At 73.1% G+C, this 26,483-nt stretch carries 25 protein-coding genes; 12 read left to right on the forward strand and 13 right to left on the reverse strand.

Translation table 11 applies throughout. From position 1 onward, the window contains the following. Positions 1–31: 31 nt before the first annotated feature. The 9 genes from CR162_RS13995 to CR162_RS14035 all read right to left on the reverse strand — a co-directional run bounded on the left by CR162_RS13995 (position 32) and on the right by CR162_RS14035 (position 10,349). Positions 32–1,408, reverse strand: a complete 1,377-nt coding sequence (locus tag CR162_RS13995; RefSeq protein ID WP_245870368.1) for an MmgE/PrpD family protein — start codon at positions 1,406–1,408, stop codon at positions 32–34. Positions 1,409–1,463: 55 nt separating this feature from the next. Next, complete coding sequence (locus tag CR162_RS14000; protein WP_099096155.1) at positions 1,464–2,375, reverse strand: SDR family NAD(P)-dependent oxidoreductase; 912 nt, start codon at positions 2,373–2,375, stop codon at positions 1,464–1,466. A 62-nt stretch (positions 2,376–2,437) separates the two neighbouring features. After that, a complete protein-coding gene (locus tag CR162_RS14005; protein ID WP_099096156.1) occupies positions 2,438–2,827 on the reverse strand; it encodes a Zn-ribbon domain-containing OB-fold protein in 390 nt (129 codons plus the stop codon). A 4-nt stretch (positions 2,828–2,831) separates the two neighbouring features. Then, a complete protein-coding gene (locus tag CR162_RS14010) occupies positions 2,832–4,004 on the reverse strand; it encodes a thiolase domain-containing protein (protein WP_099096157.1) in 1,173 nt (390 codons plus the stop codon). A 26-nt stretch (positions 4,005–4,030) separates the two neighbouring features. Next, positions 4,031–5,041, reverse strand: coding sequence for a Bug family tripartite tricarboxylate transporter substrate binding protein (locus CR162_RS14015; RefSeq protein ID WP_099096158.1), 1,011 nt, complete (start codon positions 5,039–5,041; stop codon positions 4,031–4,033). Between the two features lie 53 nt (positions 5,042–5,094). Beyond that, positions 5,095–6,240 (reverse strand): acyl-CoA dehydrogenase family protein, encoded by a 1,146-nt coding sequence (locus CR162_RS14020; protein ID WP_099096159.1) that lies wholly within the window; start codon positions 6,238–6,240, stop codon positions 5,095–5,097. Further along, positions 6,237–7,319, reverse strand: coding sequence for an acyl-CoA dehydrogenase family protein (locus CR162_RS14025; RefSeq protein ID WP_099096160.1), 1,083 nt, complete (start codon positions 7,317–7,319; stop codon positions 6,237–6,239). The genes CR162_RS14020 and CR162_RS14025 overlap by 4 nt, the downstream gene beginning before the upstream one ends. Before the next feature lie 37 nt (positions 7,320–7,356). Next, positions 7,357–8,205: a MaoC/PaaZ C-terminal domain-containing protein gene (locus CR162_RS14030; RefSeq protein ID WP_099096161.1), complete on the reverse strand. Its 849-nt coding sequence runs from the start codon at positions 8,203–8,205 to the stop codon at positions 7,357–7,359. Next, a complete protein-coding gene (locus tag CR162_RS14035) occupies positions 8,202–10,349 on the reverse strand; it encodes an acetate--CoA ligase family protein (protein ID WP_099096162.1) in 2,148 nt (715 codons plus the stop codon). Before CR162_RS14035 ends, CR162_RS14030 begins: the two co-directional genes overlap by 4 nt. A 266-nt stretch (positions 10,350–10,615) precedes the next feature. Here CR162_RS14035 and CR162_RS14040 point away from each other — a divergent pair, with 266 nt between their 5' ends. Next, positions 10,616–11,830 (forward strand): serine hydrolase domain-containing protein, encoded by a 1,215-nt coding sequence (locus CR162_RS14040; RefSeq protein ID WP_099096163.1) that lies wholly within the window; start codon positions 10,616–10,618, stop codon positions 11,828–11,830. Between the two features lie 54 nt (positions 11,831–11,884). Here the strand turns inward: CR162_RS14040 and mntR are convergent, their stop codons facing one another. Next, positions 11,885–12,337, reverse strand: a complete 453-nt coding sequence (gene mntR / locus CR162_RS14045; protein ID WP_099096228.1) for a manganese-binding transcriptional regulator MntR — start codon at positions 12,335–12,337, stop codon at positions 11,885–11,887. Positions 12,338–12,521: 184 nt separating this feature from the next. On the opposite strand from mntR, the gene CR162_RS14050 reads away from it, so the two are divergent. Genes CR162_RS14050 through CR162_RS14065 form a run of 4 tightly spaced genes read left to right on the forward strand, consistent with a single transcriptional unit; the run spans position 12,522 to position 16,142 of the window. Then, on the forward strand, positions 12,522–13,526 hold the full coding sequence (locus tag CR162_RS14050) for a metal ABC transporter solute-binding protein, Zn/Mn family (RefSeq protein WP_099096229.1): 1,005 nt from the start codon (positions 12,522–12,524) through the stop codon (positions 13,524–13,526). Then, positions 13,523–14,311, forward strand: a complete 789-nt coding sequence (locus CR162_RS14055) for a metal ABC transporter ATP-binding protein (protein WP_099096164.1) — start codon at positions 13,523–13,525, stop codon at positions 14,309–14,311. Before CR162_RS14050 ends, CR162_RS14055 begins: the two co-directional genes overlap by 4 nt. Then, on the forward strand, positions 14,311–15,225 hold the full coding sequence (locus tag CR162_RS14060) for a metal ABC transporter permease (RefSeq protein ID WP_099096165.1): 915 nt from the start codon (positions 14,311–14,313) through the stop codon (positions 15,223–15,225). Before CR162_RS14055 ends, CR162_RS14060 begins: the two co-directional genes overlap by 1 nt. Further along, positions 15,222–16,142 carry a metal ABC transporter permease gene (locus CR162_RS14065; protein WP_099096166.1) on the forward strand — a complete coding sequence of 307 codons (921 nt, stop codon included), beginning with the start codon at positions 15,222–15,224 and terminating at the stop codon, positions 16,140–16,142. The genes CR162_RS14060 and CR162_RS14065 overlap by 4 nt, the downstream gene beginning before the upstream one ends. Before the next feature lie 90 nt (positions 16,143–16,232). On the opposite strand, the gene CR162_RS14070 is transcribed toward CR162_RS14065, so the two are convergent. Next, positions 16,233–18,659 carry a helicase-related protein gene (locus CR162_RS14070; protein ID WP_099096167.1) on the reverse strand — a complete coding sequence of 809 codons (2,427 nt, stop codon included), beginning with the start codon at positions 18,657–18,659 and terminating at the stop codon, positions 16,233–16,235. A 253-nt stretch (positions 18,660–18,912) separates the two neighbouring features. Here CR162_RS14070 and CR162_RS14075 point away from each other — a divergent pair, with 253 nt between their 5' ends. Together CR162_RS14075 and CR162_RS14080 are read left to right on the forward strand one after the other, a co-directional pair. Beyond that, a complete protein-coding gene (locus CR162_RS14075; RefSeq protein ID WP_099096168.1) occupies positions 18,913–19,674 on the forward strand; it encodes a cytochrome c oxidase assembly protein in 762 nt (253 codons plus the stop codon). Next, positions 19,674–20,192 carry a CopD family protein gene (locus tag CR162_RS14080; protein WP_099096169.1) on the forward strand — a complete coding sequence of 173 codons (519 nt, stop codon included), beginning with the start codon at positions 19,674–19,676 and terminating at the stop codon, positions 20,190–20,192. Before CR162_RS14075 ends, CR162_RS14080 begins: the two co-directional genes overlap by 1 nt. On the opposite strand, the gene CR162_RS14085 is transcribed toward CR162_RS14080, so the two are convergent. After that, positions 20,159–20,641 carry a DUF2231 domain-containing protein gene (locus tag CR162_RS14085; RefSeq protein ID WP_099096170.1) on the reverse strand — a complete coding sequence of 161 codons (483 nt, stop codon included), beginning with the start codon at positions 20,639–20,641 and terminating at the stop codon, positions 20,159–20,161. The two genes, CR162_RS14080 and CR162_RS14085, sit on opposite strands and share 34 nt — an antisense overlap. A 102-nt stretch (positions 20,642–20,743) precedes the next feature. On the opposite strand from CR162_RS14085, the gene coxB reads away from it, so the two are divergent. The 3 genes from coxB to CR162_RS14100 are packed head-to-tail and all read left to right on the forward strand — an operon-like array spanning position 20,744 to position 24,593. Further along, positions 20,744–21,700 carry a cytochrome c oxidase subunit II gene (gene coxB / locus CR162_RS14090; RefSeq protein WP_099096171.1) on the forward strand — a complete coding sequence of 319 codons (957 nt, stop codon included), beginning with the start codon at positions 20,744–20,746 and terminating at the stop codon, positions 21,698–21,700. Further along, complete coding sequence (gene ctaD, locus CR162_RS14095; RefSeq protein ID WP_099096172.1) at positions 21,697–24,249, forward strand: cytochrome c oxidase subunit I; 2,553 nt, start codon at positions 21,697–21,699, stop codon at positions 24,247–24,249. Before coxB ends, ctaD begins: the two co-directional genes overlap by 4 nt. Next, a complete protein-coding gene (locus tag CR162_RS14100; protein WP_099096173.1) occupies positions 24,246–24,593 on the forward strand; it encodes a hypothetical protein in 348 nt (115 codons plus the stop codon). The genes ctaD and CR162_RS14100 overlap by 4 nt, the downstream gene beginning before the upstream one ends. A gap of 36 nt (positions 24,594–24,629) precedes the next feature. Here the strand turns inward: CR162_RS14100 and CR162_RS14105 are convergent, their stop codons facing one another. Further along, positions 24,630–24,827: a hypothetical protein gene (locus CR162_RS14105; protein WP_099096174.1), complete on the reverse strand. Its 198-nt coding sequence runs from the start codon at positions 24,825–24,827 to the stop codon at positions 24,630–24,632. A gap of 162 nt (positions 24,828–24,989) precedes the next feature. Here CR162_RS14105 and CR162_RS14110 point away from each other — a divergent pair, with 162 nt between their 5' ends. Together CR162_RS14110 and CR162_RS14115 are read left to right on the forward strand one after the other, a co-directional pair. Beyond that, a complete protein-coding gene (locus CR162_RS14110) occupies positions 24,990–25,985 on the forward strand; it encodes a Bug family tripartite tricarboxylate transporter substrate binding protein (protein ID WP_099096175.1) in 996 nt (331 codons plus the stop codon). A 5-nt stretch (positions 25,986–25,990) separates the two neighbouring features. Then, positions 25,991–26,479 (forward strand): tripartite tricarboxylate transporter TctB family protein, encoded by a 489-nt coding sequence (locus CR162_RS14115; RefSeq protein ID WP_099096176.1) that lies wholly within the window; start codon positions 25,991–25,993, stop codon positions 26,477–26,479. The last annotated feature ends 4 nt before the right edge of the window (positions 26,480–26,483 follow it).

Consider the following 26,483-nt stretch of genomic DNA (forward strand, 5'->3'; position numbering starts at 1 on the left):
GGTCGGCGTGATCTCCAGCATGGTTCGTCCTTCAGGCCGCCTCGGCCGGGCTGCGCAACAGGGAGGAGATGTCGTTCAGCCGGTCCATGCGGCCGATCGTGTCGGCCAGCGCGGCGGCGCGCTCGGCGCCCAGCACGGCATCCGCCAGGCCGCTGAACTTGGCGCGCAGCTCGGCGTCGGTGAGGAAGTTGTCCGGCTCGCCCTTCGGCACGATCACCTTGCGCACGAAGTCCTGCCCGCGCGCGCGCACCGTCAGCTTGCCGGACATGTTGGCCGGGAACTCGGCCTCGATCTCGGGGTCGTTCTCGCAGCGCACGCGCCGCATCATCGCCTTGATGGAAGGGTCGTTGAGCAGCGCGTAGCTGTCCCAGCCCATCTGCCCGGTGGACAGCGCGGTCGCGATGACGAAGGGGCCGCTGAACTGGCCATCGACGATGTTCTGCGGGTTGGCCTTGCGCTCGGCGGGCTCGCCCACCAGCAGCATGCCCGCGCGCGAGATGCCCAGCGTGACCGCCTCGATCTCCTCCGCCTTGAAGCCGTGCTCGGCGCGCAGCGCCAGCGCGGCGTCGATGCCGGCATGGCCCCAGCGGCAGGAAGGGTAGGGCTTCACGCCCGTCGCCATCAGCTCCCAGACCTGGCCGAGATCCTGCGTCACGCGCTCCGGCTTCGGCTCCGGCGCATAGGCGCGCAGGAAGCCCTGCTTGCCCTCGATGGCGTCCGCCGCGCCCTTGAAGCCCTCGCGGGCCAGCGTCGCCGCGGCAAGGCCGGCCATGCCCGCCCAGCCCACCTGGAAACGCTTGGTCCAGGCGCCGTTGGCCAGGAACTGCAGGCTGCCCGCGCACTGGCTCAGGGCGATGCCGAGCGCCGACTCCATCCGCGCCGCGTCCAGCCCGAAGACCCGCGCCGCCGCCGCCGCCGCGCCAAAGGCGCCGCAGGTGGCGGAAGGGTGGAAGCCGCGGTCGTAATGCGCGCCGGCCGGCAGGGCGAGCGCCAGGCGCAGCGCCACCTCGTAGCCGGCGACGATGCCCGCCAGGACCTGCGAGCCCGAGGCGCCCACCATCTCGCCCGCGGTGATGGCGGCGGGGATCACCGGCGCGCCGGGATGCACCACGGCCACCGCGTGGGTGTCGTCGAAGTCGAGCGAATGGCCGAGGGTCGCGTTGATCAGCACGGCGCCGGCCGGGCTGTAGGTGGCCTCGTCGGCGAAGACGCGGCTCTCGCCCTTGTCGAGGCCGAGCGCCTTGACCGCCGCCAGCAGGGCCGGCGTGCTCTCCGCCTCGTCCCGCGCGCGCACAATGTTGCCGACCAGGTCGAGCACCAGGGCCTGGGCCCGCGCCATCACCTCCGGCGGCAACGCCTCCGGCCGCAGACCGGCGGCGAAGGCGGACAGTTCCTGCGTGATACCCATTCCCACCATCTCCTCCCAAGCGGAACCGGGGGCGCCTTGCCCCCGGGGAGTCTTCTTACACCGGATCCCAGGAGAATACGTCGGCGCTGCGGTCGAGCGCCATGAACTGCGCCTTGAGCGCGGGCATGGCGTGCTCGGCGATCAGCTCCGGCGTCCAGCCCTCGCTGCGGTGCGCGCTGCGCACCGGGCGGGGCTGGCTGAACAGGAAGATCTCGTTGTTGCGGGCGCCGAAGATCTGGCCGTTCACGTCCTTGGCCGCGTCGCTGGCGAGGAACACGGCGAGCGGCGCGTTCTTCTCCGGCGTCATGCGCTTCAGCTTCTCGACGCGCGCCTTCTGCTCCGGCGTTTCCGACGGAATGGAGCTGGTCATGCGGCTCCAGGCGAAAGGCGCGATGCAGTTGGAGCGGACGCCGAAGCGCTGCATGTCGAGCGCGATGGACTTGGACAGCGCGGCGATGCCGAGCTTGGCCGCCGAGTAGTTGGCCTGGCCGAAATTGCCGATCAGGCCGGAGGTCGAGGTCATGTGCACGAAGGCGCCCGACCCTTGGGCGCGGAAATGCTCGGCGGCGGCGCGCGAGACGAAGAAGCTGCCGTTCAGGTGGACGTTGATGACGGCCAGCCATTCCTCGGGCGAGGTCTTGTGGAAGATCTGGTCGCGCAGGATGCCGGCGTTGTTGACGACGATGTCCACCTTGCCGAAGGCGTCCACGGCCGTCTTGACGATGCGCTTGGCGCTGTCCCAGTCGGCCACGCTGTCGGTGTTGACCACCGCCTGCCCGCCGCGCTGCTCGATGATCGCCTGGGTCTGCTGGCCGGGGGTGGCGGAGGTCTCGCCCTCGCCGGTCAGCGAGGCGCCGATGTCGTTCACCACCACCTTGGCCCCGGCCAGCGCCATGGCCAGCGCGATCTCGCGCCCGATGCCGCCACCGGCGCCCGTGACGATCGCGACCTTGCCTTCAAGCATCATGCGTTGTCTTCCTTGTGCATTACACGGGCCGGGGAGGCATGCTCCCCGGCATCATTCCCTGTTCAGGCGGGCGTGAACATCGGCACCGGCGGGCCTTCGCCGTCCGTCGGCTGGAACTGCAGCCTGACCTTCTGGCCGATGCGGATGCTCTCGAACGGCGCGCCGATGATGTTGGTCATCATCCGCGGCCCCTCGTCCAGCTCCACATACGCGATGGCGTAGGGGACCTTGGCGCGCATGATGCTGAAGCTGTAGACGGTGCCGGTGCCCTTGGCGGGAACCAGCTCCACCTCGCCCTCGTCGTCGAAGGGGCAGACCGGGCGCGGCGGGTAGTGCAGCTTGCCGGTCTTGGTGTTGCGGCCGATCAGCAGCGTGCCCTGGCGCGCGGCGTCCCAGAACTGCTGGGTCGAGGGATCGGGGGTGGGCGCGGGCGGGATGCGGGTCTCGGACATGCGCTCAGTTCCTTTCCAGCACCAGCGTGGCGCTGCCGTGGCGGGTGCCGAGCGAGCCGCCCGTGCCATGCGCCAGCGCCAGGTCGCAGTTCTTCACCTGCACGGCGGGATGCGCCTCGCCACGCAGCTGCCGCACCGCCTCGATCACCTTGGTGATGCCGCCGCGGTTGGCGGGATGGTTGTTGCAGAGCCCGCCGCCATCCGTGTTGAAGGGCAGCTTGCCGACGCCGGAGATCAGGTTGCCGTCGGACACGAACTTGCCGCCCTGGCCGCGCTCGCAGAAGCCGAGGTCCTCAAGCTGCATCAGCACGGTGATGGTGAAGCTGTCATAGATGCTGGCGTACTTGATGTCGGAGGGCTTCACGCCCGCCATCTCGAAGGCGCGCGCGCCGGCATAGCGGGCGCCGGTGTAGCTCAGGTCGATGCGCCCGCCATCGGTGTGCTTGATCGCCTCGCCGGCGCCGCGGATGGTGACCACGGGGCGCTTCAGCGTGCGGGCGATCTCGGGGCTGGTCACCACCAGCGCGCCGCCGCCATCGCTGATGACGCAGCAATCGAGCCGGTGCAGCGGGTCCGCCACCAGCGGCGAGTTCACCACGTCCTCCACCGTCACCACCTTGCGCAGCATGGCGTGCTCGTTGTGCTGCGCGTGGTGGCTGGCGGCGACCTTGATCCAGGCGAGCTGCTCGGAGGTGGTGCCGAACTCGTGCATGTGGCGCTGCGCGCACATGGCGTACATGTTGGCGATCGCCGGCCCGAAGGGATACTCGAACTGCACGTCCGGCTGGCGCGGGTCGCCCGGGCGCGGCGCGGTGCCGGTGGCGACCCCTTCCGAGCGCGGCCGCCCGGCGAGCGTGATCAGCGCCACCTTGCACTTGCCCATGGCGATGGCCTCGGCCGCGTGCGCCACATGCGCCAGGTAGGAGCAGCCGCCGACATCGGTCGAGTCGTAGTGCGTCAGCCGGTTCAGGCCGATGTAGTCGGCCATGCTGAGCGGGCCCATGCCCGGCGCGTCGCCGGCGCAGAAATAGCCGTCCACGTCGGCCCGCGTCAGCCCCGCGTCGCGCAGCGCGCCGAGCGCCACCTCGGCGTGCAGCTGCGCCACGCTCTTGTTCTCGGCCTTGCGCGTCGGGTGTTCATAGGCGCCCACGATGCAGGCCTTGCCTCGGATGCTCACTGGCTCTTCCTTCTGCCGTTGCAGGATTACTGGACGCTGATGTTGCCCGCCCGGGCCACCTCGGCCCAGCGGGTGATCTCAGCGGCGATGAATTCGGCGAACGCCTCAGGCGTGGTGCCGCCCTGCGGCGTCAGTCCCGGCGGCTGCGCCGCGAAGGCGCCCACGCGCTCGGCCCATTCGGCGCTGCGCACCACCTCGTCCATGGCCGCGCCCAGCTTCGCGACGATGGGCGCGGGCGTGGCCGCGGCGGCCTGCAGGCCGAACCAGGCGGTGGCGTCGAAATCCGCCAGCCCGCACTCGGCCAGCGTCGGCACGTCGGGCAGCAGCTTCACGCGCTCGCGGCTGGTCACGGCGAGGGCGCGGATCTGCCCCTCGCGCACGAAGTTCAGCGCCGAGGGGATGTTGTCCATCGCCGTCTGGATCCGCCCCGCCACCAGCTCCGTCAGCATCGGCCCGGAGCCGCGATAGGGCACATGGGTGATGTCGATGCCGGTGCGCGCCTTCACCAGCTCCATGCAGGCATGCGGGCTGCCGCCGATGCCGGAGGTGCCGTAGTTCAGCCGCCCCGGCGCCTCGCGCGCCGCCTTCAGCATCGCCTCGAAGCTGTCGAGGCCGGAGGCGCGCGAGGCGAGCACCAGGTTCGGCACCCGCACCGCCAGCCCCACCGCCGCCAGGTCCTGCGGCTTGTAGGGCATGTTGGCGCCATAGGCGGCGTAGTTGATGGCCGCCGTGCCGATCGAGCACATCACCACCGTGTAGCCGTCCGGCGCCGACTTCGCGACGGCATCGGCGCCGATGTTGCCGCCGGCGCCGCCACGGTTCTCCACCACCACCGGCTGGCCGAGCTTCGCGGAAAGGCGCTCGGCCAGCAGCCGCCCCATCAGGTCGGTCGTGCCGCCGGGGGGAAAGGGGATGATCATGCGGATCGGGCGCGAGGGCCACGCCTCGGCGGCGGCCCGCGCGCCGGCCGGCAGCAATGCCGCCGCCGCCAGCCCGCCCGGCAGCCACATCGCCCGCCTTCTGCTCCAATCGCTCATGCTCTGCTTCCTCCTCCCGCCGGAGCCGCCTTGTGCCGGCGGTCTCCCGAACCTCAGCCTGGCAGCTCCAGCACGGCCTTGGCCAGGATGCCGCGCTGGATCTCGGAGCTGCCGCCATAGATCGTGGTCGGCCGCGCCTCGATGAACTGGCCGGCCGGGTGCAGGTCCCGGTTGCCCTCCATCGGCTTCAGCAGCCCGGCATTCTCGCCGCCGATCTCCAGCATCAGCTCGGTGATGCGCTGGAACAGGTCCGACTGGTGCAGCTTCAGCATCGACACGTCGGCGCCGAGCGACTCGCCCCGCCGCAGCACCGCGACGAAGGTCTCGTAGAGGGCCTTGTGGTCCTCCAGGTCGCAGCGCAGCTTGGTGTAGCGGTCCTGGAACTCCGGCTCGTCGAACACGCCCATGCGCTCGGCCAGCGTCTTCAGCCGCGAAAGGGCGTAGGCGGACTGGCGCGGGGAGCCCAGGAAGATGCGCTCGAAGCCGAGCAGCGCCTTGGCCATGCTCCAGCCCTTGTTGGGCTCGCCGACCAGGTTCTCCTTCGGCACACGGACATTGTCGAAGAACACCTCGCAGAACTCGTCATGCAGCGCGAGGTTGATGATCGGCCGCACCGTGACGCCCGGCGTATTCATGTCGATCAGCAGGAAGGAGATGCCCTCCTGCTTCTTGGCGGCCTTGTCGGTGCGGACGAGGCAGAAGATCCAGTTGGCGTCGGTCGCCAGCGTGGTCCAGATCTTCTGGCCGTTGACCACATAGTGGTCGCCGTCCAGCACCGCCTCGGTGCGCAGCGAGGCGAGGTCGGAGCCGGCGCCGGGCTCGGAATAGCCCTGGCACCAGATGTCCTCGCCGGCCAGGATGCGCGGCAGGAAGCGCGCGCGCTGCTCCTCCGTGCCGAAGCGGATCAGCAGCGGCCCGAGCATGATCACGCCATGGTCCGGCAGGCGCGCCACGCCGTGCCGCTCGTATTCCTCGATCAGGATGATCTGCTTCGAGGCATCGAGCCCCATGCCGCCCAGCTCGCGCGGCCAGCCTGGCGCCACCCAGCCCTTCTTCTGGACGATGCGGAACCATTCCTCGCCCTCGTCCCAGTGCAGGCGGTTGGGCGGGTTGCGCAGGTGGGTGGGGTATTCGCTCTCGACGAAGCGGCGCACCTCGGCGCGGAATTCGTCGTCGGTCATCGCGTTGTAGTCGGTCATGCCTCGACCTCCGGCTGGGCGGCGGCGAAACGGCGGCGGTGCAGCCCGGCCGAGCCGAACTGGTTGGCCAGCACCATCGCGCGGCGCATGTAGAGGCCGATATCGGCCTCGTCGGTGTAGCCGATGCCACCATGCAACTGAATCGCCTGCCGTGTCACCAGCAGCGCCGCGTCGGCGGCGCGCGCCTTGGCGCGGGCGATGGCGGCACGGCGCTGGGCGGCGGGCGCGTCCTCGCGGTCGCCCCCGCGGTCACAGATCGCGGCGGCGGCCTCGACGCTGGCCCGGCTGAGCGCGATCTGCACCTTGAGGTCGGCCGCGCGGTGCTGCAGCGCCTGGAAGCTGCCGATCGGCTTGCCGAATTGCTGGCGGGTGCGGAGATAGTCCAGCGTCATCGCGAAGGCCTGGTCCATCACGCCGAGCAGCATGGCGGCGGTGCCGAGCGCCGCCTCCTCCAGCGCCGCCTCCATCTGGGCGGCGGAGACGGTGCCGACCTCCTCGCCGCCGGCCGGGCGGAGCGTGCCGTAGCTGCCGCCATCCTGCGTCGGCTCCAGCGCCAGGTCGGCGCCCTCGGCGGGCTGCAAGCGGAGCGAGAAGCCATCCCCCGCGCGCACCGGCACCAGGAAGGACCGGGCGCCATCCGCCATGGGCAGGAAGAGGCGCGGCGCGTCCGGCGTGCCGGGCACCTCGAAGCTGTTGGCGCGCTCCTGCCAGGCGGCCAGCACCAGCGCCTCGCCCGAGACCAGCGCCTCCAGCGGCGCGCTGGCGCCGGCGGCGGCCAGCAGCCGCGCGGCGAGCGCGCCGGGCACCAGCGGCTCCGGCGCCAGCGCCGCGCCCAGCTCCTCGGCCAGGGCGCAGAAGGCGCCCATGCCGAGCCCGGCACCGCCCTGCTCCTCCGGCACGCGCAGGCCGATCCAGCCCTGCTCGCCCATCTGCCGCCACACGGCGGGGTCGAAGCCCGGGGACTTGAAGCGCAGCGCGCGGATGCGCTTGCGGTCGCCGGCGCGCGGCGCGATGCCCACCGCGCTGTCGCGGATCATGCGGATGGCTTCGTCGCGCTCATCCTGCAGGGTGGCGCTCATGCGGTCCTCGTCGTCATCTTGCGGGAAGCGGGGCGGGTCATGCGAGAACCGCCGCGCCGTTGTTCACCACCACCACGTCGCGCTCCACCACGCGGGCGCGGAAGGCGCCGCTGCGCCAGATCTCGGCGCGGATGGTCTCGCCCGGATAGACCGGCGAGGAGAAGCGCAGCGAGAGACCCTTCAGCGCCTCGGCGCGGTAGTCGCACAGCTCGCGCAGGATGGCGTGCGTCACCACGCCCAGCGTGCACAGCCCGTGCAGGATGGGGCGCGGGAAGCCGGCGCGGGCGGCCACCTCGGGGTCGGTGTGCAACGGGTTGTCGTCGCCGTTCAGGCGGTAATAGAAGGCCTGCTCGGGCCGTGTCGGCAGGTCGAGCACGATGTCGGGCGCGCCTTCCGGCATCGGGTTGGGCGGGATGACGGGGCCGGAAGGGCCGCCGAAGCCGCCATCGGCGCGCAGGAAGGTGGTGCTGCCGGTCACCGCCAGCAGCTCGCCCGTGGCGGCGTCGGTGATCTCCTTCTCGGAATAGAGCAGCGCGCCCTTGCCCTCGCCCTTGTCGACGATGCCGGTGACGCGGGTGCGGCCGATCACCTCGCCATCGGCCGGCAGCGGGCGGTGCAGGGTGATGCGCTGCTCGCCATGCACCAGCCGCACCGCGTCCACCCCCGTCTCGGGATTGCCCAGCCAGAAGCCGGGGTGTCCCAGCACCACCGCCATGGCCGGCATCACCACCGGTCCCTTCTGGGTGGTGATGTAGGGGAGCTGGCGCGTGTCCATGGGGTCCTGCCCCATGCCGACGGACAGGGCGTAGAACACCGCGTCCTGCGGCCGGACGCGCTGGCGCACCTCGGGGATGGGGAAGTTCAGCAGCTTCTCGTGGTTGATCACGCGTCGTTCTCCGCGATGTCGATCACCGCGTCGGCGGCGAAGGCGCCCTGCCCCGCGGGCATGGCGAAGACGGGGTTGAGGTCGATGCCCGACAGGCGCGGCCCGGCCTGGTGGGCGAAGAGGGACAGGCGCGACAGCATCCGCGCCAGCGCCGGGATGTCGGCCGGCGGCCGGCCACGGGCGCCCTGCAGCAGCGGCGCGCCCTTGATGGAGAGGATCATCCGCTCCGCCTCCGCCTCGCCGAAGGGGCAGCGGCGGAAGGACACGTCCTTCAGGATCTCGACGAAGATGCCGCCCAGCCCGAACATCGCGACAGGCCCGAAGACCGGGTCGCGGTGCACGCCGAGGATGCACTCGACGCCGCCCGAGAGCTGCTTCGCCACCAGCGCGCCCTCGATGCGCGCCTGCGGCGCCGCCTTGGCCGCGCGCTCCATCAGCAGGGAGAAGCCCTCGCGCACCGCGGCCGCGTCCGCCACGTTCAGCAGCACGCCGCCGATCTCCGACTTGTGGAGGATGTCGGGCGACAGGATCTTCATCACCACGGGGAAGCCGATCGCCTCCGCCGCCGCCACCGCGGCTTCCGCATCGGCGCAGGCGCGCTCGGGCGCCGCCTCGATGCCGGCCTCGGCCAGGATGCGCTTGGCCTCCGCCTCGCTCGGCGTGGAGGCCGGCAGCGCCACCGCGCCGCCGGCGGGCGGCGCCTCGCGCGGCGGCGCCGCGAAGGCATCCCCGAAGCGGCCCATGGCGTGGATCGCCGCCACGGCGCGCGAGGGGTCCTCGAACACGGTGAAGCCGTCCGCCTCGAACTGCTCCACCAGCGGCGGATCCGCCAGCACGGAGAGCACGAAGAGCCGGTCCGGATGCGCCTCGCGCACGCCGCGCATCTGCTCGCGCAGCTTGGGCGCCACGGAGGCGGCGCCGCCCGCATGGGTGAAGAAGGCGAGGATGGAGCCGTAGCCGCCATCCTCGACCAGCGACTTGGCGAAGCGGCCGATGAGCGAGAAGTCGTTCAGGGCCTGGGCGGTGCAGTCCACCGGGTTCTGCGGCGCGCAGAAGGGCAGCGCCGCGCGCAGCTCGTCCTGGGCCGCCTGCGGCATCTCCGGCATGGGCAGGCCGATGGCCTCGGCCGCGTCGGAGATCAGCACGCCGGCGCCGCCGCTGATGGTCAGCACGCCGAGCGAGTTGCCGGCCGGATAAACCCGCCGGGTGGCAAGCCGGGCGATGTCCAGCATCTCCTCCGTGGTGCGGGCGCGCACCACGCCGTACTCGGCCAGCACCGCGTCCGTCACCGCGTCGTCGCCGGCGATGGAGGCGGTGTGGGAGCGGGCGGCGGCGCTGCCGACCGCGCTGCGCCCCACCTTCATCATCACCACCGGCTTGCGGTTGCGCCGCGCCAGCTCCAGCGCGGCGAGGAAGCTTTCCGCGTCGCGGATGCCCTCGGCATAGGCGGCGATCACCTCGGTGCCCGGGTCCTGCGCCATCCAGCCGATCATGTGGCCGATGTTGAGGTCGGCCTCGTTGCCGGTGGTCACCACGCAGGACAGGCCGAGCCCGTGGTCCCGCGCCAGGCCGAACAGGTGCATGCCATAGGCGCCGGACTGGCTGGCGATGCCGATCGGCCCCGGCACGGGCGAGCCGCGCTCCAGGCTGGTGGTGAAGGTGCCGTAGAAGCCGGTGCGGGCGTTGAACAGGCCGAGGCAGTTGGGGCCCAGCAGCCGCATGCCGTGGCGGTGCGCGCTGGCCAGGATGGCCTCCTGCGCCGCCGCGCCGTCATCGCCCATCTCGGCGAAGCCGGCGCTGAACATGATGGCGGCCTTGGTGCCGCGCGCGCCCAGCTCCTCCACCGCCTGCGCCGCCGCGCTGGCCGGCACGGCGATGATGGCGACGTCCGGCGTCTCGGGCAGGGCGCCGATGCTCTGATAGGCTTCCAGCCCCTGAACCACCTTGTGCTTCGGGTTCACCGGCAGGATGCGGCCCTGGTAGCCCAGCTGCGTCATGTAGTCGATCGGCCGGCCGCCGATGCGCGAGGCGTCGCCCGAGGCGCCGATCACCGCCACCGTGCGCGGGTCCAGCAGCGCCGAGAGCGTCTCCATGGGCAGAACCTGGCCCTGTGGCGTGGTGGAGCTGTCCGGCAATGGCGTCATCCCTCTTCAACGGGGGTCGGCCTCACGGAGCCGGAAGCGATCCGCCCGCTCGCCGCCGGCCCTTGCCGGCCGGGGCGCCGCGCAGCGTCTCGCCGCCTTTGCCCGTTTCCTTCCCCTGGCCTCCCGGCCCGCGCGGGAGGCTAGACCCCTCCGCGCAGGCATTCAATATGGAGAATGGTATTCCGCGCCCGGAAAAAGCACCCCTCTCGACGCGCCGCCAGCCCTGGCCCAGGATCGGCCGCCGGAAACAGCGGAGGGGGAGCGGCATGATCGTGGAGAATCCGGGTTCGGTGGGGCTCTGCCCGGCGCGGCTGGCCCGCATCGGCCACTGGGCGGAGGCGCTGGTGGAAAGCGGCAGGCTGCCGGGGGTGACGACGCTGGTGGCGCGGCGCGGCCAGGTGGCCTGGCTGCACAGCACCGGCCTGGCCGACCGCGAGCGCGCCACGCCGATGACGCCCGGGACCATCGTCCGCATCTATTCGATGACCAAGCCGCTCACCAGCCTGGCCATCCTGATGCTCTACGAGGAAGGCCACTTCCAGCTCGACGACCCGATCACCCGCTTCCTGCCCTGCTTCGGCGACATGCGCGTGGCGGTGGGCGGCGGGCGCGGCAAGATCGACACCGTGCCGGCCGGGCGGGACATCACCTTCCGCGACCTGCTGACCCACACCTCGGGCCTGACCTACGGCTTCATGCAGGCGACCCTGGTCGATGCGCTCTACCGCGAGCACGGCGTGGACTTCCAGACCGCCGAGACCAGCCTGGAGGAGGTGGTGCAGCGCGCAAGTGCCCTGCCGCTGATCGCCCAGCCGGGCCAGGCGTGGAACTACAGCATCGCCACCGACGTGCTGGGCCACCTGGTGGCGGTCATCTCCGGCCGGCCCTTCGAGGATTTCCTGCGCGAGCGCGTGCTGCGGCCGCTGCGGATGGAGGACACCGACTTCCATGTCCCGGAAGCCAAGCATCCCCGCCTCGCCGCCAACTACGCGCGCGGCCCGGGCGACAGCCTCGCCCTGATCGACGACCCCGCCACCAGCCGCTACCTGCGGCCGCGCGGCGTCTGCTCCGGCGGCGGCGGGCTGGTCTCCACCGCGGCGGATTACTGGCGCTTCTGCCGCCTCATGCTGAACAAGGGGGAGCTGGACGGCGTCCGCCTGCTCGGCCGCAAGACGGTGGAGCTGATGACGGCCAACCACCTGCGCGGCGACATGGCGGCGATGGGCCAGCCGCGCTGGTCGGAAAGCACGGCGGAAGGCATCGGCTTCGGCCTCGGCTTCTCCGTCATGCTGGACCCGGCGCGGGCGCAGATCCTCGGCACGCCGGGGGAATATGCCTGGGGCGGCGCCGCCTCCACCGCCTTCTGGATCGACCCGGCGGAGGAGATGGCGGTGATCCTGCTCACCCAGCTCATGCCCTCCTCGGCCTACCCGATCCGGCGGGAGCTGCGGGTGCTGACGTATCAGGCGGTGATCGACTGAACACCAGAAAGCCGGGGGGAATGAATTCCCCCCGGACCCCCCATCTTTTTTCCATCAGTCAGGGGTTCGTGCGCGGCCGAGGAAGCGCTCGAAGGCGGCGAGCGTCGCCTCGCTGACATGGTGCTCGATGCCCTCGGCATCCATCTCCGCCACCTCGGGCGGCACGCCGAGCGCCAGCAGCACGTCCACCACCACCCGGTGCCGCGCCTTCACCTCGGCCGCCAGGGCCTGCCCCTCGGCGGTGAGGAACACCCCCCGGTAGGGCTTGGAATGCGCCAGCCCCTCCCGCTTCAGCCGGGCGATCGCCTTGATGGCGGTGGCATGGGAAACGCCGAGGCGGCGGGCGATGTCGGTGGGGCGCGCCTCGCCGGTGCTCTCCAGCAGGTCGGCGATCAGCTCCACATAGTCGTGCAGCAGGGCGCTGGCGCGGGCCGAGCGCGCGGTGGCGTGGCGGGCCGCCTCCCCCGTCGCGTCGCCGGCCGGGGCCGCCACCTTGTCATCCGCCATCGCCACCCTGCGCCCATGCCCCATGACGTTGTCGTGCCGGGAAGTTGTCCTGCGGGCCGCTCTAGCAGCCGGCGAGCCCCTTGCGCAAAATGTAGCCTTGGCTTCAACATGGCGCCATCGCTTGAAGGTGGCGCAGCCGGTTCCAGATGAAGGCGGCGCCATGAGAGCCCCGGAGACCGCCAGCATGACCGAAGCCTGCCCGCCCTCCCGCCGCCGCCTGCTGCTCGGCGCCGCCGCCCTGGCGGCCATGGCGGCCTCGCCCGCCGGTTCCGGGGCGGGCGAGGCGCGGGCCGAGGCGCCCGTCAGGCGCCCGGTCCTCGCCACCACCGCCATGATCGGCGACCTGGCGCGCCGCGTCGGCGGCTCCCGCATCGAGCTGAGCGTGCTCATGGGCGAGGGGGTGGACCCGCATCTCTACAAGCCGACCCGGGGCGACATCGCCCGGCTGCTGAAGGCGGAACTGGTGTTCTACAACGGTCTGCTGCTGGAAGGGCAGATGACCGAGGCCTTCGGGCGCGTCTCCCGCGCCGGCAAGCCGGTGGTGGCGGTGGCCGAGTCGCTGCCGCCCGAGAGCCTGCTCGTCCCCGAGGACGCCGCCCCGCACCCCGACCCGCATGTGTGGATGGACCCACGCGCCTGGTCGCAGGCGGCCGGCATCATCGCCCGCGAGCTGGCCAGGCTGGAACCGGCGGGGGCGGCGGAGTTCGAGCGCAACCTCGCCGCGCTCCAGTCCGAGCTGGCGGCGCTGGACGAGTGGGCGGCGCGGGCCATCGCCTCCATCCCCGCCCGGCAGCGCGTGCTGGTCACGGCGCATGACGCCTTCGGCTACTTCGCCCGCCGCTACGGGCTGGAGGTCATGGGCATCCAGGGCCTGTCCACCGAATCCGAGGCCGGGCTGCGCCGCATCCAGGAGCTGGTGGAGCTGCTGGCGGCCCGCAACATCCCCGCCGTATTCGTGGAAAGCTCCGTCTCGGACCGCAACATCCGCGCCCTGGTGGAAGGCGCCGCCGCCCGCGGCCACCGCGTCGTCATCGGCGGCTCGCTCTTCTCCGACGCCATGGGCGCGCCCGGCACCTATGAGAGCACCTATCCCGGCATGATCGACCACAACGTGACGACCATGGTGCGCGCCCTGGGCGGCGAGGCGCCGCCGCGCGGCTTCGCCGGCCGGCTGGCGGAGGCCCGATGAGCCCCACCCCCTCCGCCCTCGAGCTGCGCAACCTCTCGGTCGCCTACCGGGAGGCGCCGGTGCTGCAAGGGGTGAGCTGGCGCGCGCCGCAGAGCGGCCTCACCGCCATCGTCGGGCCCAACGGCGCCGGCAAGTCCACCCTGCTGAAGGCGGCGCTGGAGCTGGTGCCGCGCCTGTCCGGCGAGGTGCGCTTCTTCGGCCAGGAACTGCGCCAGGCGCGGCGGCGCATCGGCTACCTGCCGCAGCGCGCCAGCGTGGACTGGGACTTCCCCGCCACCGTGCTGCAGGTGGCCTCGATGGGCCGCTACCCGCGCGTCGGCTGGTTCCTGCCCCTGCCGCGCGCCGAGCGGGAGCGCGCCCGCGCCGCCCTGGCCGAGGTCGGCATGGCCGACTTCGCCGGGCGGCAGATCGGCCAGCTCTCGGGCGGGCAGCAGCAGCGCGTCTTCCTCGCCCGCGCCCTGGCGCTGGAAGCCGATCTCTACCTGATGGACGAGCCCTTCGCCGGCGTCGACGCCGCCACCGAGCGCGCCATCATCGACGTGCTGCACCGGCTCGGGCGGGATGGGCGCGCGGTGATCGCCGTGCACCACGACCTCGCCACCGCGCCGCAATACTTCGAGCATGTCTGCCTGCTGAACCGCGAGGTGGTCGCGGCCGGGCCGATGGAGGCGGTGTTCACGCCGGAGAACCTGTCGCGCACCTATGGCGGCCGGCTCAGCATGCTGGACGAGGCGGCGCTGCGCCCCTCCTCCCCGCTCCGGCAGCCCCTGCGGGCCGTGCCGTGATGGAGGCGCTGCTCCAGGCGCTGACCTTCAGCGGCGGCTACAACGCGCGGGTGGTGGCGCTGGGCTGCGCCGCCTTCGGGCTGGCCGCGGGCGCGCTGGGCTGCTTCGTGCTGCTGCGCGGCCGCGCGCTGATCGCCGACGCCGCGGCCCACGCCACCCTGCCCGGCCTCTGCCTCGCCTTCATCCTCGCCGCCACGCTGGGCTGGAACCCGCGCTCCCTGCCGCTGCTGATGGGCGGCGCCGCGGCCACGGCGGCGCTCGGCGTGCTGGCCGTGGGCGCGCTGGCCCGCGGCGGCAGGCTGCGGGACGACGCGGCGATGGCGCTGGTCATCTCCATCGGCTTCGGCACGGGCGTGGCGCTGCTCTCGGTGGTGCAGTCCCTGCCCGTGGGCGGGCAGGCGGGGTTGTCCAGCTTCATCCTCGGCCAGGCGGCGGGGATGAGCGCGGCCGACGCGCTGCTGATCCTCTGGCTGGCCGTGGCGGCGCTGCTGGCGGTCGCGGTGCTGTTCCGCCCGCTCGCCGTGCTCTGCTTCGACGCCGATTTCGCCGCCTCGGTGGGCCTGCCGGTGCGCTGGCTCGATCTCGCCCTGCTCGGGCTGATGCTGGCCGTCACGGTGGCCGGCCTCCGCGCGGTGGGGCTGATCCTGGTTGTGGCGCTGATGGTGGTGCCCGCCGCCACCGCCCGGCTGGCCACCGAGCGGCTCTCGGTCATGGTGCCGCTGGCGGGGCTGCTCGGCGCCGTCTCGGCCTGGATGGGGGCGGGGCTTTCCGCCGCCGCGCCCGCTTTGCCCACGGGCGCCACCATCGCGCTGGTGGCCTGCGCGCTGTTCCTGCTGGCGCTGCTCTTCGCGCCGGCGCGCGGCGTGGTGGCCTTCGCGCTGCGCCAGCGCCGGCTGCGGCGGGAGGCGGCATGACGCTGTTCCTGCAACTGGATTTCGCGGCGCTCTCGGCGGCGGTGCTGGCCTGCCTGGCCTGCGGCCTGCTCGGCAACCTGCTGCTGCTGACGCGGCAGAGCCTGCTGGGCGACGCCATCAGCCATTCCGTGCTGCCCGGGCTGGTGATGGGCTTCATCGTCACCGGCACGCGCGCCACCCTGCCCATGGTGCTGGGCGCGATGGCCGCCGCCGTGATCGCCGCGCTGCTGATCAGCCTGATCCGCCGGCTGGCGCGGCTGGAGGCGGGCGCCGCCATGGGCGTGGTGTTCTCCGGCATGTTCGCGCTCGGCATCGTGCTGATCGAGGTGAGCGGCGCCCGCGCCGTGGACCTCGACGTGGACTGCGTGCTCTACGGCCAGCTCGAGGCGCTGATCTGGCCCGCCGCCACCGGCTTCTCCTCGCTGTGGGACCCGGCCGCGCTGGCCGACATGCCGCAGGAGACGCGCACCCTGGCCGGCGTGCTGGCGCTCACCCTCGCCGGCCTCGCCCTGCTGTGGAAGGAGCTGCGGCTGGCGGCCTTCGACCCGGACTTCGCCGCCAGCATCGGCTTCGCGCCGCGCGGCCTGTCGCTGGTGGTGCTGGTGCTGGTCTCGGTGGCCTGCGTGGCGGCCTTCTGGGCGGTGGGGTCGATCCTGGTGATCGCGGCCCTGGTGGCGCCCGCCGCCATCGCCCGCCTGCTGACGGACAGCTACCGCGGCCAGTTCCTCATCTCCGCCGCCGCCGCCGTGGCGATGGGCGCGGGCGGCTACGGCGCCGCCATCGCGGTGCCGGCGCTGCTGGGCCTGGACCACGGGCTGAACGCCGCCGGCATGATGGCCGTGGTGGCGGGCTTCCTGCTCGTCCTGGCCTGGGCCTTCGGCCCCTATGGCCGCTCGCGCCGGGTGGCCATGGCCTGAGGCGGCGCCGCCCCCCGGGGCGGCACCGCCACCCGGAGGGGGAGGATCGCGGGGGGGGGGGGGGGAGGCGGCGCTGCCCCCCGCGCGCTTTCAGGCCGCGCGCCGGCGGCTGGTCACCCGCGCGCGCTCCGGCGCGTTCTCCACCGCCTTGCCGCGCCGCTGCTGCCGCAGCACGTCCTCGATCCAGGCATCCAGCCGCGCCGTCTCGGCCTCGGCCTCCTCCCGGTCCGGATAGGCGCCCTCGAAGCGCAGCGACAGCCAGCGCCAGGCGACCAGGCGCTTGTGCACCTTCTCGGCGCGCTGCAGCTCCTCGCCCGAGGCGCGCTCCGGCGCCGGCAGCCGCCCGGCCAGTGGCGGCGCGACGGGCCGCCCCGCGCCATGGTCCACCGCCCAGCGGGCGAGGCGGGTGATGCCGTTGTCCCGCTCGTCCACCGGGCACATGGCATAGGTCCAGCGGTCCAGCAGCGACAGGTTGGCGACGCCGTCGATGGCCGAGGCGATGGCCATCTGCTGCGTCAGCTCGCCAAGCCGGTAGTTCGGGTCATCCTTGCGCAGCACGGCGCGCTGGATGCGGGCCAGCACGCCGAACAGGCTGTCCGTGCCGATCTCCTTCGCCACGGCGGCGATGATGTCGGCATCGGGCTGCACCTGCGGGCGCAGCTCGGCCGGCGGCGCGTGCGGCGCCTCCAGCATGGCGCGCATGAACTCCGGGTTGCCCGCGCCCGCCAGCACGGCGACGACGCCGCCCTCGTGGTGGCCGTAGCGCCCGGCGCGGCCGCCGATCTGCTTCACCTCCTGGCTGTTCAGGTCGCGCCGCTCCTCGCCGTCGAACTTCTTCAGCGTGGAGAAGACGACGCGGCGGATCGGCAGGTTCAGCCCCATGCCGATGGCGTCGGTGGCCACCAGGATGTCCGCCTCGCCGGAGCGGAAGCGGGCGGCCTCGGCGCGGCGCACCTCGGGCGAGAGCGCGCCATAGACCACCGCCACCTTGCGGCCGCGCTTCACCAGCTCCTCGCGCAGCCCCATCACGTCGCGGCGGGAAAAGGCCACCAGCGCGTCGCCCTCCTTCAGCCCGCCGAGCGGCACGGGGGTGGTGGAGGCGTGCAGCGCGCCCTTGCGCTGGAGCGAGACCTCCTCGACCTCGTCGCCGCACAGCTCGGCGATGCGCTTGACCATCGGCACGCATTCCGGCGCGCCCAGCACGAACACTTCCCGCGCCGGCACGCCCATCAGCGCCGCCGTCCAGGCCGCGCCGCGGTCGCGGTCGTGCAGCAGCTGCGCCTCGTCGATGATGGCGACATCGACCGGCGTGTGGAACGGGCACATCTCCACCGTGGCGGCGAGGTGCCTGCTGCCGGGAACGGGGATGCGCTCCTCGCCGGTGGACAGCGCGGCCTCGACGCCGCGCGCCGCCAGCGCCTCGCGGAACTCGTGCGCCAGCAGCCGCAGCGGCGCCAGCGCCAGGCCGCTCTCGGCGGTGGCCAGCCGGTCCAGCGCCATGTGGCTCTTGCCGCTGTTGGTGGGGCCGGTGACGATGGTGATGCGGCGGATCATCGCCCGCGCGGTGGCGAAATGCGCGGCATAGCGGTCGAGCGCCGCGACGCGGGCCACGGCGGCGTTGGCCTGCCGGCCGCCACGCCCGGCCAGCGCCGCCGCGCGCGCCAGGCCCTGCTCGGAGGCGCCACGCTGGGGCGCGCGGCCGCCGCGCTCCGGCTGCCGCATGCGCTCGGCCTCGCGCCAGGCGGAGATCTCGGCGCGCAGCGGCTTCAGCTCGTCGGGGTCGAACTCCCAACGCTCGCGGCCACCCGACTTCGGCCCGCGCAGCTTGCGCGCCACGGGCACCAGCCCGGCGCCCACCCAGCGCAGCGCCTCGCGCTCCGAGCAGCCGAGCAGGCCGGGCAGCGCCTCGATGCCGACCAGGCTGCGCTCCCAGTCGCGCAGGCGCCGCACCTCCTCGCGCCGCTTCTCGCGCGCGGCGGCCTCGGCGGCGCGCAGGTCCTGGCGCCGCCGCTGCTCGACATGCGCGGCGGCGCGGGAGAAGCGGGCCGTCTCCGCCTCGTCCAGCCCATGCGCCTCGGCCACGGCGCGGGCCAGGGCGGCGTGGCGCTCGGCCGAGAGGGCGGTGCCGGCGATGTCCACCAGCTCGGCCTCCACCGCCTCCAGCGCGGCGCCGGGGCGCGGCGCGGCATTGCGCAGCCGGGCCAGGATGGCCTCGTCCAGCGCCGCGCGCAGCCGCGCCTCGGAGGGCTCCGGATCGTCGATCGTGGCGGCGGCGGCCTCGGCCTCGGCGCGGCGGGCCCATACCTCGCCGGCGCGGCTGGCCATGGCCATCATGGCCGAGATCCAGCCCTTGCGGCGGACCTGGCACAGCAGGTCCCGCACCACCGCGGCATCGGCCGGCAGGCGGCGGGCCACGAGGCGGATGAGCTGCGGCATCTCGCGCTGCTCCACCCTCAGGCCCGCCGCCAGGATGGCCGCTTCCGCCGGATTGGCGGGGGGCAGGGCGTCGTCATGCATGCGCGGGGAAATCCTCTGGAACGAAACTCAACATGGCAAGATGGCTGACATATCGGAAGCGGAACCCTCGATGCCAATGCCCATGCCGCCGGCAAGCCCCGGCCCCGGCACATGGCGGCCGCAGAGGCGGGGCCGGGCCCGGCGGGCGCGCAGGTTACGCATTTTCAATAGCAACTCCGCGTGCGGATGTCGCGCAACCCTGCCGGGAGGGGGGTGTTGACCGCTCCAGGGTCGGCGAAAAGGGGCGAGGACGATGTGGAGCGCTATTCCCTATTGTGGCGTGGGCCCCGTGCCGGGCGAGCTGTGGGGCCGCTGGAACCTCGACCCCTACCTGCTGAGCCTGCTGGCGCTGCTGCTGGGCTGGGCCGCGCTGCGGCCGGCGGGCCTGCCGCGCCGGGCGGCGCTGGGCGGCTGGCTGGTGCTGGCGCTGGCCTTCGTCTCGCCGCTCTGCGCGCTCAGCTCGGCGCTGTTCTCGTCGCGCGTGGCGCACCACGTGCTGCTGGTGGGCGCGGCGGCGCCGCTGCTGGCCCTGGCCCTGGCGTCGCCGCCCCGCGGCGCGGGCGCCGGACCCTGGCGCGCGCTGCAAGGCGCGCTCGGGCTGGCGGTGCCCGCGCACATCCTGGCGCTGTGGCTCTGGCACGCGCCGCCGCTCTACGCCGCCGCCCTGTCCTCCCATGCCCTCTACTGGGCGATGCAGGCCAGCCTGCTGGGCACCGGGCTGTGGTTCTGGAGCGCCGCCCTGGCGCGGCGCGATGCCTCCCCGCCCTTTCTGGCCGCGCTGCTGACGATGATGGCGCAGATGGGCCTGCTCGGCGCGCTGATCACCTTCGCCCCCGCCCCGCTCTACGCACCGCACCTCGGAACGACGCAGGCCTGGGGCCTCTCGCCGTTGCAGGACCAGCAGCTGGGCGGGCTGATCATGTGGGTGCCGGCCAGCCTCGTCTATCTCGGCGCCGCCCTGCTGCACGCCGCGCAGGGGCTGCGCGAGCCCGCGCCGGACGGAGGCAAGGCCTGATGCCCTTGCCGGAGGCGGCGTGGCTGAAGGCGGCGCACATCGTCGCGCTCTGCGTCTGGTGCGCCGGGCTGATCTTCCTGCCCGGACTGTTCGCCGGCCGCGCCCGCCGCCCCGACACGCCGACGCTGAAGCGGCTCTGGCGCTTCACCTGGGTGGGCTACCGCGTGGTGCTCTCGCCGGCCGCCGTGCTCGCCATCGCCACCGGCACGGGGCTGATCTTCGCCTACCGGGTCTTCGTGCCCTGGCTGTTCCTGAAGCTCCTGGTCGTCGGCTGCATGGTGGCGCTGCACATGTATTACGGGCTGGTGCTGGTGGCGCTGGCCGAGCCGGAGCGCTGCTATCCGCGCTGGCGCTCCGTCGCGCTCGCCGTCACCGCCAACATCCTCATCCTCGGCGTGCTGCTGCTGGTGCTGGGCAAGCCGGAGATCGGCATCTCCCTCTTCCCGGACTGGCTGCTGCGGCCCGGGGCGGGGCGCGAGATCTTTCAGTCGTCGTTCGAGAGCATGAGGCCGATCTGATGCTCGAACACCAGCTTGCCGCCATGCCAGCCCGCCAGCCCCACGAAGAACGCCGCCAGCACCGACAGGAACATCCCCCAGGGCAGCGGCGTGATGTCCGCCCCCGCCAGGCGCAGGCCCCAGTTGGCGCCGGCCACCGAGAGCAGCATCACGGCGGCGACGAAGTGCGTCCAGCCCGCGCTGTGGCGGCGGATGCCGCGCACCAGCAGCAGCTCCGCCGTGCCCGACAGCCCGGCCAGCAGCCCCAGCCAGAAGGCGAAGCCGCTGGCCCACAGCCCGGCGCGCACCCAGAAGGGGTCGGCCGTCCACCAGTAGAAGACGTCGCAGCCCAGCGTGGCCATGATCAGCGCGATGGGAAAGGCCACCAGCATGGCGTGGATCGGGTGGCCGGCGACCGCCACCTTGGAGCTGACGCCCTGGCTGGTGAGTTCGGGGATCGGGTCGGCCATGCGCTGCGCGCTCCTCGGTTGGGGCCTGGCGGGCGCCATGGCCGGGACGCTGCTGTAAGTGGTGGCGGGCGCGCAGGGTTCCACCGTGCCCTGCGCGCGGGGTTGCGGCGCCTGGCGCCGGGCGCGGCCCTCGCCCTCGCCGGCTGCTCCGGCCCGCTTTCCACGCTGGACCCCGCGGGGCCTGGCGCGGCATCGGTGGCGGCGCTGTGGTGGGTGATGTTCTTCGCCGCCAGCGCCATCCTGCTCGGCGTCTGCGCCGTGGCGCTCTACGCGCTGCGGCGGGAGCGGCGCGGGCGGGGGCTGGATGCGGGCCGCTTCGTCGCCGGCTGGGGCGTGGCCTTTCCCGTCACCGTGCTGGCGGTGCTGCTGGTCATCGCGCTGCGCACCGGCGAGGGGATGCTGCCGAAGCCCGGGCCGGAAGGGGCGCTCCGCGTCGAGGCGCGGGGGCAGCAATGGTGGTGGGGCTTCACCCAGCACGACGCGGCGGGCGGCCCGGTGCACACGGCGGGCGAGCTGCACATCCCCGCCGGCCGCGCCGTGGATGTCCACATCACCGCGGCCGATGTCATCCACAGCTTCTGGGTGCCGCGCCTGACCGGCAAGCTGGACGCCATCCCCGGCCATGAGAACGTGCTGCGCCTGCGGGCCGACGCGCCCGGCGTGTATGAGGGCCAGTGCGCCGAGTTCTGCGGCCTGCAGCACGCGCAGATGGATTTCCGCGTCATCGTCCACCCGGCCGGAGCCTATGAGGCGGCGCTGGCGGCGCTGGCGGCGGCGCGCCCGGACCCCTCGCATCCCGGCGCCGCCGACTTCGCCGCCAGCTGCGCCGGCTGCCACGCGGCGGATGCGCGGCAGGACGGCGCGGCCCCCAACCTCGCCGGCCTCGCCCGGCGCGGGCGCATCGGCGGCGGCACGCTGGAGAACGAGGGGCGGGAGAGCATCCTGCTCTGGCTGCGCCGGCACGAGACATTGAAGCCGGGCAGCCGCGAGCCCTCCCACGCGGCGCTGGACGACGCGGCGCTCTCGCGCATCGCCGATTACCTGGAGACCGCCCGATGAGCAGGACGCAACCGGGCGTGACGGGTCCGGCCACGCCGCCGACGGAGCCGGCCATGAGCCCGCTCCGCCGGCACCGCCTGCTCGACGCCATCTGGCGCACGCCGCCCGGCCTCGGGCGGCTGGGGGCGGTGAACCACAGCATCGTCGGCGCGCGGTTCATGATGACCGCCTTCGTGTTCTTCGCCATCGGCGGCATCCTGGCCATGCTGATCCGCGCGCAGCTCGCGCGGCCGGGCCACGTGTTCATGCCGCCCGAGCAGTACAACCAGGTCTTCACCATGCATGGCACGGTGATGATGTTCCTGTTCGCCATCCCGATGTTCGAGGGGCTGGCGATGTATCTGCTGCCGAAGATGCTGGGCGCGCGCGACCTCGCCTTTCCGCGCCTCTCGGCCTATGGCTACTGGTGCTACCTGCTGGGCGGCGGCTTCATCATCGGCGCCATGCTGGCGGGTGTCGCGCCGGATGGCGGCTGGTTCATGTACACGCCGCTCTCCTCCTCCACCCACACGCCGGGCATCAACGCCGATGTCTGGCTGCTCGGCATCACCTTCGTCGAGATCTCGGCGATCGGCGCGGCGGTCGAGATCACCGCCAGCATCCTCAAGATGCGCGGCGCCGGCATGGCGCTGCGGCGGATGCCGATCCTCGCCTGGTACTTCCTCGTCACCGCCGTGATGATGCTGGTGGGCTTCCCGCCCCTCATCCTCGGCAGCATCCTGCTGGAGGTGGAGCGCGCCTTCGGCCTGCCCTTCTTCGACCCGGCGCGCGGCGGCGACCCGCTGCTGTGGCAGCACCTGTTCTGGCTGTTCGGCCACCCGGAGGTGTACATCATCTTCCTGCCGGCGGCGGGCGTCATCTCCACCGTGCTGCCGGTCTTCGCGCGGCACCGGCTGGTGGGCTACAACGCCATCGTGCTGGCGCTCGTCGCCATGGGCTTCCTGAGCTTCGGGCTGTGGGTGCACCACATGTTCGCGGTCGGCATCCCGCACATCGCGCAGGGCTTCTTCTCGGCCGCCAGCATGGCGGTGGCCATCCCGACCGCGGTGCAGATCTTCGCCTGGCTCGCCACGCTGCTGAAGGGCCGCCCGCGCCTCGACCTGCCGATGCTCTACCTGCTCGGCTTCTTCTTCATCTTCGTCAATGGCGGGCTCACCGGCGTCATGGTCGCCGTCGTGCCCTTCGACTGGCAGGTGCATGACAGCTACTTCGTCGTGGCGCACCTGCACTACGTGCTGGTCGGCGGCTTCGTCTTTCCGCTGATGGCCGGCGCCTATTACTGGATGCCGCTGGTGACGGGCCGGATGCCCATCTACCACCTCGGCCGCGCCGCCTTCTGGCTGATCTTCGTGGGCTTCAACCTCACCTTCCTGCTGATGCACCTGACCGGGCTGCTCGGCATGCCGCGCCGCGTCTACACCTATCCCGCCGGCATCGGCTGGGACTGGCTGAACCTGCTCTCCTCCGTGGGCGGCTTCATGACGGCGATCGGCTTCGCGCTGTTCGCGGTGGACATGCTGATGCAGCGCCGCTTCGGCCGGCACGCGCCGCGCAACCCCTGGGGGGCGGAGAGCCTGGAATGGTCCCTGCCCCTGCCGCCGCCCAGCTACAACGCCGCCAGCCTGCCGCCCGTGGACAGCCGCGAGCCGCTGGCCGCCCATCCCGGCCTTGGCCGCGCGCTGGCCGCCGGCCAACACTACCTCGCCACGCCGCGCCATGGCTGGATGGAGACGCTGGGGGTCGAGGTCGTCAGCGGCCGGCCGGACCAGATCATCCTGCTGCCGCGTCCCACCCTGCTGCCGCTCTGGACCGCGCTGGCCACCGGCCTGTGCTTCCTCGCCATGCTGCTGAAGCAGTACTGGCTGGTGGGGGCGGGCGCGGCGCTGGTGCTGGCCCTCGCCCTGTTCTGGCTGTGGTCGATGGGGATGCGGGAGGACCCAGCGCCGCTGCCGATCGGCCATGGCGAGAGCGCCCTGCCGCATCCGGGCGTGGCCTCGCAACCCGGCTGGTGGGGCATGGCGCTGCTGCTGGTGGCCGATGGCGCGCTGTTCGGCTCCTTACTGTTCGGCGCGCTGTTCCTGTGGGTGGTGGCGCCGGGCTGGCCGCCGCCGGCGCTACTGGGCTTCTCCCCCTGGCTGGCGCTGCTGGCCCTGGCCGGGCTGCTGGGCGCGCCGCTGGCCGGGGCGCTGGGGCTGGCGGCGCTGCGGCGGGGGCGCATGGGCGCCTGCGCCGCGCTGTTCCTGCTGGGCGCTCCCGCCGGGCTGCTGGGAGCGGGCGCCGTGGCGGCGCTGCCGCTCCGGCACGGCGCGCCGCCCACCAGCCACGCCTATGCCGCCGCCATGCTGGTGCTGGCCCTCTATGTGGCGCTGCACGCCGCGCTGGGCGCGGTGATGGCGGCCTACACGGCGGCGCGCTGCGGCAGCGGCCACGTCTCGGCGCTGCGCGACCTGGCGCCGCGCAACACCCTGATGTGGCAGGGCTACACCGCGCTGTGCGGGCTGGCCGCGCTGCTGCTGCTGCAGTTCTGGCCCTGGATGGCCGCGCCATGACCGGCCTGGACCGCCTGCCGGGCGTGGTGGTGGCCACCCTGGCCTTCATCCTCTGGAGCCTGGCCTTCGGGCTGCTCTACGTGGCCGTCTCGCTCGGCTGCGCCTGGGGCTGGGACCGCCCCGCCTGGATGGGGCTGAGCCTGCAGCGCTGGGTGCTGCTCGGCGTCTGGGCGGTGCATCTGGCGGTGCTGGGGGCGCTGCTGGCCCGGAGCTGGCGCGGCACGCGCTGGGGCGATGCCGAGGCGTCCTTCCGGCCCGTGCTGGCCACGGGCGGCCTCGGCCTCGCCCTGGCCGCCACGGTCTGGTGCGGCCTGCCGGTGCTGCTGGCCTCGGACTGCCTGTAGGGCGCAAGGTCTCCCCGGCGCCCGCCGTGCGGCGCCTCAGCCGCGGGCCGGCAGGGCCTCCCGCGGCGCGGTGCCCGGCGCCCAGCCATTCGCCGGCCCCGGCGCCGCCAGCTCCTCCTCCACGAGCCGGGTGATGTCCTGCTGCCGCAGGCTCCCCTGCTGGCCAAGCGCGGCGCGGTGGGCGGCCATCAGCGCGACCAGCGCGGTGGTGCCGCAGGAGCGGTGATGGAACATGGCGGCTCTCTCCCCTTCGAGGCGGTGCGCCAGCTTAGACGAGATTGAGAATTATTCTCAACATGCTTTCTCTATGCCTTGCCGCCTGCGTCACGGCGCTTGCCTGCCACGGCGGTTCGCCGCATCGTTTCCGCAACCATCATTCGCCCCGGGAAACGTCCAATGCTGCCATCCCTCCTGCGCTCCGCCTGCCTCGCGGCGCTGGCTCTCGCCGCCTCCATCCCCCCGGCCGGGGCGCAGGGCTTCACGCCGCAGAACCCGGAATGCATCGCCCCCGCCGCGCCGGGCGGCGGCTTCGACCTCACCTGCCGCACCACGGCCCGCCTGCTGAACGAGTACGGCATCGTCGGCCCCGCCATCCGCACCCAGAACATGCCCGGCGGCATCGGCGCCGTGGCGATGAACCAGGTGCTGGCGCAGCGCCGCAACGATCCCAACGTCATCGTCGCCGTGTCCACCGGCTCCTGGGTGAACCTGGCGCAGGGCCGCTTCGGCCGCTGGACGGAGAACGACGTGCGCTGGGTGGGCGCCATCGGCGCCGATTTCGGCGTCATCGCCGTGCGCAAGGACAGCAGGTTCCAGAACCTCTCCGAGCTGATGGCGGCGCTGAAGGCGGACCCCGGCAGCGTGCCCATGGGCGCGGGCGGCGCGGTGGGCAGCCAGGACTGGACCAAGGCGGCGCTGGTCGCCAAGGGCGCGGGCGCCGACCCGCGCAAGCTGCGCTACGTGCCCTTCGAGGGCGGCGGGCAGGCCATGGCGGCGCTGCTCGGCGGCCATATCCAGGTCTTTCCGGGCGACGCCTCCGAGGTGCAGGGCCAGCTCCAGGCGGGCGAGATCCGGCTGCTGGCCGTGCTCTCCCCCAACCGCCTGCCCGGCCCCTTCGCCGACATCCCCACGGCGCGCGAGCAGGGCGCGGAGGTGGAATGGACCATCGTGCGCGGCTTCTACATGCCGCCCGGCGCCTCCGACGCTGCCTATGAGTTCTGGGTGGACGCGCTGCGCCGCATGCAGGCAGACCCGCGCTACGCCGAGGCGCGCAGCGGCGCCGGCCTGTTCGAGTACAACTCGCTGGGCGAGGCCTTCACCGCCCTGGCCAAGCAACGCACCGGCGAGTACCGCACCCTGGCGCGCGAGGTCGGGCTGGTGCAGCAGCAGTGACGGAGATGCCCGCGCCGCCGCTGCCCGAGGCCGCGCCGCACCCGCCGCGCGCCCTGCCGCGCTCCACCCTGCCCGACCGCGCGCTGGCCCTGCTGCTGCTGCTGCTGGCGGCGCTGGCCATCTGGAGCGCCCAGGGGCTCGTGGTCCCCTTTGCGGGGGACCCGGTGGGGCCCAAGGCGTTTCCCACCGTGATCGGCGTGGTGCTGGGCCTCGCCGCCCTGGCGCTGCTGCTGCGGCCGGGGCTGGGCTGGGAATCCGCCGGGCGGCCCTGGCGCGGGATCGTCTGCATCGCCGCCATGCTGGCCTATGCCTTCATCGTGGTGCCGCTGGGCTTCATCCTGTCCACCGCCCTGCTCTGCCTCGTCATCGCCCGCGCCTTCGCGGGGAGCTGGGCGCAGAGCCTGCTGGCCGCGGCGCTGACCGCGCCTGGCCTGTTCCTGCTGCTGGACCGGGTGCTGGATCTGCCCCTGCCGCGCGGCCCCCTCGGATTCTGACGCC

This window comes from Teichococcus rhizosphaerae (assembly GCF_002631185.1).
GTDB lineage: Bacteria > Pseudomonadota > Alphaproteobacteria > Acetobacterales > Acetobacteraceae > Pseudoroseomonas > Pseudoroseomonas rhizosphaerae.

Coding starts and splice junctions, on each gene's coding strand:
- CR162_RS14040 (WP_099096163.1), top strand. CDS start 10,616: ATGATCGTGGAGAATCCGGGTTCGGTGGGGCTCTGCCCGGCGCGGCTG.
- mntR (WP_099096228.1), bottom strand. CDS start 12,337: ATGGCGGATGACAAGGTGGCGGCCCCGGCCGGCGACGCGACGGGGGAG.
- CR162_RS14050 (WP_099096229.1), top strand. CDS start 12,522: ATGACCGAAGCCTGCCCGCCCTCCCGCCGCCGCCTGCTGCTCGGCGCC.
- CR162_RS14070 (WP_099096167.1), bottom strand. CDS start 18,659: ATGCATGACGACGCCCTGCCCCCCGCCAATCCGGCGGAAGCGGCCATC.
- CR162_RS14065 (WP_099096166.1), top strand. CDS start 15,222: ATGACGCTGTTCCTGCAACTGGATTTCGCGGCGCTCTCGGCGGCGGTG.
- CR162_RS14055 (WP_099096164.1), top strand. CDS start 13,523: ATGAGCCCCACCCCCTCCGCCCTCGAGCTGCGCAACCTCTCGGTCGCC.
- CR162_RS14015 (WP_099096158.1), bottom strand. CDS start 5,041: ATGAGCGATTGGAGCAGAAGGCGGGCGATGTGGCTGCCGGGCGGGCTG.
- CR162_RS14085 (WP_099096170.1), bottom strand. CDS start 20,641: ATGGCCGACCCGATCCCCGAACTCACCAGCCAGGGCGTCAGCTCCAAG.
- CR162_RS14025 (WP_099096160.1), bottom strand. CDS start 7,319: ATGAGCGCCACCCTGCAGGATGAGCGCGACGAAGCCATCCGCATGATC.
- CR162_RS14100 (WP_099096173.1), top strand. CDS start 24,246: ATGACCGGCCTGGACCGCCTGCCGGGCGTGGTGGTGGCCACCCTGGCC.
- CR162_RS14020 (WP_099096159.1), bottom strand. CDS start 6,240: ATGACCGACTACAACGCGATGACCGACGACGAATTCCGCGCCGAGGTG.
- CR162_RS14110 (WP_099096175.1), top strand. CDS start 24,990: ATGCTGCCATCCCTCCTGCGCTCCGCCTGCCTCGCGGCGCTGGCTCTC.
- CR162_RS14080 (WP_099096169.1), top strand. CDS start 19,674: ATGCCCTTGCCGGAGGCGGCGTGGCTGAAGGCGGCGCACATCGTCGCG.
- CR162_RS13995 (WP_245870368.1), bottom strand. CDS start 1,408: ATGGGTATCACGCAGGAACTGTCCGCCTTCGCCGCCGGTCTGCGGCCG.
- CR162_RS14035 (WP_099096162.1), bottom strand. CDS start 10,349: ATGACGCCATTGCCGGACAGCTCCACCACGCCACAGGGCCAGGTTCTG.
- CR162_RS14005 (WP_099096156.1), bottom strand. CDS start 2,827: ATGTCCGAGACCCGCATCCCGCCCGCGCCCACCCCCGATCCCTCGACC.
- CR162_RS14105 (WP_099096174.1), bottom strand. CDS start 24,827: ATGTTCCATCACCGCTCCTGCGGCACCACCGCGCTGGTCGCGCTGATG.
- CR162_RS14000 (WP_099096155.1), bottom strand. CDS start 2,375: ATGATGCTTGAAGGCAAGGTCGCGATCGTCACGGGCGCCGGTGGCGGC.
- CR162_RS14115 (WP_099096176.1), top strand. CDS start 25,991: ATGCCCGCGCCGCCGCTGCCCGAGGCCGCGCCGCACCCGCCGCGCGCC.
- CR162_RS14060 (WP_099096165.1), top strand. CDS start 14,311: ATGGAGGCGCTGCTCCAGGCGCTGACCTTCAGCGGCGGCTACAACGCG.
- CR162_RS14075 (WP_099096168.1), top strand. CDS start 18,913: ATGTGGAGCGCTATTCCCTATTGTGGCGTGGGCCCCGTGCCGGGCGAG.
- ctaD (WP_099096172.1), top strand. CDS start 21,697: ATGAGCAGGACGCAACCGGGCGTGACGGGTCCGGCCACGCCGCCGACG.